The organism is Moorena sp. SIO4G3, assembly GCF_010692305.1.
Taxonomy (GTDB): Bacteria; Cyanobacteriota; Cyanobacteriia; order Cyanobacteriales; family Coleofasciculaceae; genus Moorena; species Moorena producens_A.
Genome location: NZ_JAAHIG010000492.1, coordinates 1 through 5,805, shown reverse-complemented (window position 1 = coordinate 5,805; position 5,805 = coordinate 1). Strand labels below are relative to the sequence as shown.

General features: G+C 44.7%; 5 protein-coding genes. All 5 read right to left on the bottom strand.

Features of this window, described 5'->3' with window-relative positions; genetic code table 11:
• Positions 1 to 372 precede the first annotated feature (372 nt).
• On the bottom strand, positions 373 to 552 hold the full coding sequence (locus tag F6J99_RS40915; protein WP_149031069.1) for a hypothetical protein: 180 nt from the start codon (positions 550 to 552) through the stop codon (positions 373 to 375).
• Between the two features lie 321 nt (positions 553 to 873).
• Entirely contained in the window at positions 874 to 1,092 is a 219-nt protein-coding gene (locus tag F6J99_RS40910) for a hypothetical protein (protein ID WP_293122123.1), read from the bottom strand.
• 224 nt (positions 1,093 to 1,316) lie between these two features.
• The gene (locus F6J99_RS40905) at positions 1,317 to 2,180 is read right to left on the bottom strand and encodes a hypothetical protein (protein ID WP_293122121.1); all 864 of its coding nucleotides are present in this window, start codon (positions 2,178 to 2,180) and stop codon (positions 1,317 to 1,319) included.
• Positions 2,181 to 2,347: 167 nt separating this feature from the next.
• Positions 2,348 to 3,835, bottom strand: a complete 1,488-nt coding sequence (locus tag F6J99_RS40900) for a zinc ribbon domain-containing protein (protein ID WP_293122119.1) — start codon at positions 3,833 to 3,835, stop codon at positions 2,348 to 2,350.
• 201 nt (positions 3,836 to 4,036) lie between these two features.
• Positions 4,037 to 5,641 carry a C-3',4' desaturase CrtD gene (crtD, locus tag F6J99_RS40895; protein WP_293122117.1) on the bottom strand — a complete coding sequence of 535 codons (1,605 nt, stop codon included), beginning with the start codon at positions 5,639 to 5,641 and terminating at the stop codon, positions 4,037 to 4,039.
• Positions 5,642 to 5,805 lie beyond the last annotated feature (164 nt).

Genomic DNA, 5,805 nt, shown 5'->3' with positions numbered 1-5,805 from the left:
TAGAGTTCGCCACCTATTTCTAATTGCTTACAGCAATTAGGCATTTAAATTTTAGTCCGAACCACTTCTGCAAAATTCGGCCTACTATCTCCCTATTTCGACCTATTTTATGGGCCTATATTCACAATTAAAATGTATAAAAATTATGTGAATAGTTTGTGATATTGTTATTTATCAAACTTAATTACAGCATTTATACTGTTATGAATATTAACCGAATTTATAGTAAGTAATGCTACCGTAAATTTAAGGTGATTTTATTTAATTTAAATGTAGCGTAATTCATCCCATAATTAAACGAATTTTCGGAGATTTTAATAAAACTTTATTTATTTATTGAATTAATAAAAAAATGATATCAAACTCTGTAACTTATCCCCTTGATGATGTAACGAGTAAAACTCTTTTATTGGATAAAAGTAAATTTCCTAGGTTGGAGTTGGAGTTAAAGAGCGATCGCACTTTAATCCGATAGACAATCCCCCAGACATTTGAAGCAACATTTTGTAACATTGGTTCAGAGCCACCGAAATCAACTGATGATAAATTCATAATTAACTCTAATCAACTTTATGTTGTAATCACGTTAATTTTTCCTTGCCTTCAATTAAATGTTCTCTCCCTTCCAAGTAAATTCCGGACAGTTTTTCAGAAAAACTTTTGCTGCTATATAAGGTCAGTGAAGCTAACAGCCTATAGGCTACACGCACGCTACACCGAACAGCTCAGGGGGTTTTTATTTGGGTTGTAAACACACTTCTTGCTTAAAAAGGCAACAGCCAACAGGCAAAAGGCAAGAGGGGAAAGAGATACAGAGTTTTATTGGACAAGACAAAAAGACCATACAGGTTTACATCTGATTTGGAAATGCTATTACAGTCTTTCGGTTTGAGCTAGTTTTCTGGTAGCTACAGTGGTAAAGAAAAACCGCAAGTAGGAGCGCACGGCGTGCGCCCCTATGAAATAAGCGGGTTTGGTGAACAGTTTTGGGTCAGTCTTGACCTCGTGATACCCGAACACCATCGGAATACCACCGCAATCCCATTGAACGGTAACAGTGTCTTGATGCAAAGCGCGAGTGGGGGAAACCACGGCAGTTGCTCATGGTTTGAAGTTACCGTAAGACAGGCTCGCCTTGTCAGCCATGCAAAGCGCGAGTGGGGGAAACCCCCAAGACCGCGCTGCATCGCTAATCAATAAGTTTGAACCCTTTTCTGCATAGCCGACCAACCATAAAGGCTCAACTGTCTAAGGTTTCGTCTCCGGGGGAGACCCCCAAGACCGCACTGCCTCCCCAAGACCGCGCTGCATCGCTATCAATCCGATCGATTGTCTCCAAACCTGTCCAACAGTTCCTGACGGGACAAGTTGGACAGGTTAAGCAGCACCTGAGTACGGTCTGTGATTGGCAACTGCATCAAAGGCTCAATGGTTCGGGATAATTCGAGATCAACAGTGCCAAACCGCCCTGCTAGTAGATTCTCCACCATCAGGCGCTGTCCCTCTAAATTTCCTTGCTCTAAGGTTTCTTCTCGCCAACGCAAATAAGCTGGTGATAAATTCATAATTAACTCCCTCTGGTCTTCAGTTAAATCTTCACTTCCCTCTATTTTGATGCGCCAGTTGGCCAGAATCTCTAAGATGTTACCCCGTAAGGGGTGTCCGACCGGTAGTGCTAGCAACTCATTAATGGCTTGGCTTTGAGTCTTATCCCGTCCCAAAATTCTTAACCACAGGGTTTCTTCGGTAAGAGGTAGCTGGTTAATGGCGACAAGTGCTGTCTTGAAGAACTCAGGCAAAAAATAGACTCCTGCAACCCAATCACCGGAATCATTAAGTTTTGCACCAAACCCGTTCAACAGCTGGGCTGAACAGGAAGGAGACAAAATCCATAAACAGGGCAAGTCGGTTTCACTGATCGGGTTTTGCTCTCGTCGTGCCTTTCGCTGCAGGTCACTGTAGAGGGCAAACAACTTCAGCAGGCAATTACGCACTGCCATGATCCCTGTGGCATTGCGGAACGGTTCCAACAAACAGGCGGTTGATGCCATCTGACCGAGCAATCCTATTTCCTGTGCTGCTGTGGATTTAGAAGCTGTTGGTAGAAACCAAATATCGACTTGACGAACTTCACTGGTTAGTTCTCGGCTGACTTCTACCTGACCGTGAGGTATTAACAACTCCGTTAAATACTGTTTGGCAAATTGATCATGAGGGATACTCTTAAACCGGGATTAATCGGAACAATTCCGAATAAAACGGTCAAGGTCAATTTATTGTTGTCTGAGTGAGGGGTGGTCATACAGCAATTGGAGTTAAGCCTCCCACCCATCTATCTAGACGTTCCTCACATCCCGGTGAGGAGTTCCTTAAAAGCTTGAGTTTTACTATGCTTAGAGTCAAGCCACCCTAGCTCAACCGCGTCAATAAGACTCAAGTCCATACCTTTCAAGAAACGCGCAGTACGGCGCAACAATACTGCTTGAACTTCAACCCTGGTCATAAACCGGGAGATTTCCTGGTCTGTACCGCGAGCCAGGATATTCTTCGCAGCATTATAGTCAGCCTGCAACACGACCCCATTAAACCTGGTAAAACTGTCCCCTTTCCTGACCCCTAGCAGGGTGCCAGTTACGGAGTCAATTTGCGACGTGTAGCTCGGTTGAATTTCTGAAACTACTGAACCAGTCCAGTTAGCCCATTTCTGTAAAGAGTCCCGGATTGCTCCCTTCATCCAAGTATTTAACCTGCGGGACATTGCCTTAGATTGACGAAAACCTTTGATTGGTTGGGTCAAATCCTCCGCAAAAACTTTTAACGATTCTCCCCTAAAAAGGGATTTAGAAGCAGCGCCTATAACAGCTAAAATTACTGCTTGGTCTTTTCTTAAGCGACGATTCTCTGTTTTCCGGCTCAGATTATTTTCTAGTATACGAGCCGACTTAGCTGGGTCGATTTTCTCTAATTTTCTATGCAGTGCCCATAACTGGCCACGATTTCGGTTTTTCTTAACAATTCTGTCAGATTTATTGGTCGCTAGTTTACCTAAGCCAAGACCGTGTGCACGACCATCTGAATCATAAAATACTTCTGTGTAACCCTTATCTACACCAACAAAACGACATTCAGTCGGATTATTGATAGTTCCATGATCAACCAAAAAATGGATTTCAAAGCGCTGCAACTGCAGATTGTAAATTAGTCGGATTTGTCCTGTTATTTTTCGATTAGATCTTACAAGAATTCGATTACGTTTACCTCGACGTAACCCAGCCAGTTCTAACTGGTAAGTGTGGCGAGAAATCCGTTGGCAGGAGTAACCGTTTTGTTGATAGACTATTTGATTTTTTATCCTTGAATGACCCCGCTGAAACTGCTTCCTAACAATTCGATGCAAAAATGGATCGTCTATAAAACTGGGACTTGATAGCTGTTTATAGCATTGATTTCGACGTTTTTTATTTTCTTTACCTGGAAATCGCTTATGCAGGATTTTTCCTAATGCTTCAATACAAGCAGCTTGTTGGGCACTAATGGATTTAGCGACATCGTTAACTGTCCATTCCATTAGTTTAGATGGTAGACCTAAAGATTCTGGAGTTCTCAAAGACCTAACCTCTGGGTAGGCTTTCCGCCAGTCGAGTCCCCAATGGCTAACGCTGCCAAGCTTGTTGTAGGATTCAGAACGAACGATGCCTAAGCGTTGCATCATGGCAACAAGCTCAGCTTCAACTACCATTGACATCCCAATTACTGGAACTACCTGAGTTGAGAGCTTTTTGACTGTGCCTGATTTTTTCTTCCCCTTAGACATATTCGAGCTTGTTGTCATCATTGTCCATTAAACCCCAAAAAATCCCGTTTTGTCCCGCTTTTTGGGGGTTTAATGGCAAGGCTGTCGGGTCATTAATCCTAACTCTTTGGGGTTGGTGTTAGTAGCCTTTCACAGCTGGTCTGGCCAAAAACAGATCCATATGATCTTGACATTTGAGACTTTTACCCCATAATCCAAGCTAGGGACCCTTTGCTTGCGCCCCTACAAGCAAAATGATGTCTCAATCTGCCGTACAGCAGTAAGGGCAGAATAACTGACCCCAGCTGTTCCTTCTCCTGGATGAGTTGAATCTCCTACTAACCACAAACTTTTGCAAGGTGTGCGAGTAGCAAAGCCAAAGGGTCCAAAGGTCGGTATCCGTTGCCCTATTCCTCCCACAATGCCTTGTTCTCTGGCAGTATAACGGGCAAAGGTGCGAGGGGTTGCTGCTTCTTGGTGAATGATGGTCTCTGGTGTTAAATCAAAGTATTGACTAAGACGTGCGATCGCATTTTCTGTATACTCTGCCTTTAAGCGGTCATAGTCTTGCTGGGATCCCCGCCACCACATGGCAGCATCGGTAAAGGATGAGGCAGTAATGGTAGCTTTTCCCTCTGGTGCTCGTCCATCTCCTGGCTTACTCACCGAAATAAACAAGGAATTATTCTCGCCAATTGGTCCATCGTAGTCATAGAGAAACTGAAGATGGGGAGGACAACCATCAGGAATTGCGCGTTTATCTACCCCAAGATAGATGACAAACGCACCGGATGGTGGAGGTAATTTATCGACTCGATACTTATAGCCTGCCATCGAGTAGCCTGCCATCGAGGTTTTAGGCAACGTCTGTAGATTATTACCTAATAATTTGACTAGGTTTTGCACCGTAACATTGGCAACTACCTCATCCGCTGGTTCTGTCCAAACTTCCCCAGTTTTCTGATTGCGAATCGAAACACCAGTAGCTTTACCACCTGATGTTTCGATCTGTTCAACGGTGTGGCGCATTAGTAGCTTACCCCCCCATTTTTCCAGGGCTTCTACTAAGCGATCGCTTAACACTTGCATACTACCTTGGAGATGAAATAACCCTTGGGGTTCCTGGGAAACTCCTAAGGCTGTTGCTGCATACAACAGTGCTGTCTGATCAACATCCACTTGAGAATAAAGCTTGAGCTGCATATCCAGAAAGGTTTTCAGACGCTTATTGTCATATAAGCCATATCCTCGTAACCCATCCGCTACGGTCATGAAGGTAAAGGGTAGGGTAATTAAGGTATCCGGACGCACTGCTGAGGTTAGTTGCCACAAATCCCATACATTACGAGGTGGTAGCACTGGGTCACGGGATTGGAACTTCCAACTGGCATTGAATAAGGTTGCCATTAGTTGCCAGAAGGGTTCACTACCGGGAAACTGGCGTTGTCGTTCTGTTTTCCATTGCTCCGGGTTACGCCAGATGTTAATCGGTTCAGTTTCACCGGGAAGAAATACCGCACAAGCAGGGTCACAGGGGGTAGCGGCTGGCAGGTCTACTTCCAGTTCATCAAAGATGCGTTTGTGAATGCCACCAGGTTCTAAGCCAGCTACCTGGGTCGCACCAACATCGAAGGTAAAGCCCCGACGTTTGAAGGTAGAGGCGCATCCTCCTGGTACTAGGGCTTGGTCTAGTATTACAACATGGTAGCCTCGGCGAGCGAGGAGTGCTCCAGCGGTTAGTCCACCAATCCCTGCGCCGATTACTACTACTTTTTTCTGGACTTTTTTCTGCGGGAATTCTTTCTTGGGGTATTCTACCTTACCTTTACCGCCCTGAGTGCTTACCATGCTGCTTTATTTGCATTTCTTAATGTTTCTTATCATAATTCTACCTTGTGCCATGGTGTTTGGGAGTGGGGAGATGGGGAGATGGGGAGATGGGGAGATGGGGAGATGGGGAGATGGGGAGATGGGGAGATGGGGAGATGGGGAGATGGGGAGATGGGGAGATG

Coding starts and splice junctions, on each gene's coding strand:
- F6J99_RS40915 (WP_149031069.1), bottom strand. CDS start 552: ATGAATTTATCATCAGTTGATTTCGGTGGCTCTGAACCAATGTTACAA.
- crtD (WP_293122117.1), bottom strand. CDS start 5,641: ATGGTAAGCACTCAGGGCGGTAAAGGTAAGGTAGAATACCCCAAGAAA.
- F6J99_RS40900 (WP_293122119.1), bottom strand. CDS start 3,835: ATGATGACAACAAGCTCGAATATGTCTAAGGGGAAGAAAAAATCAGGC.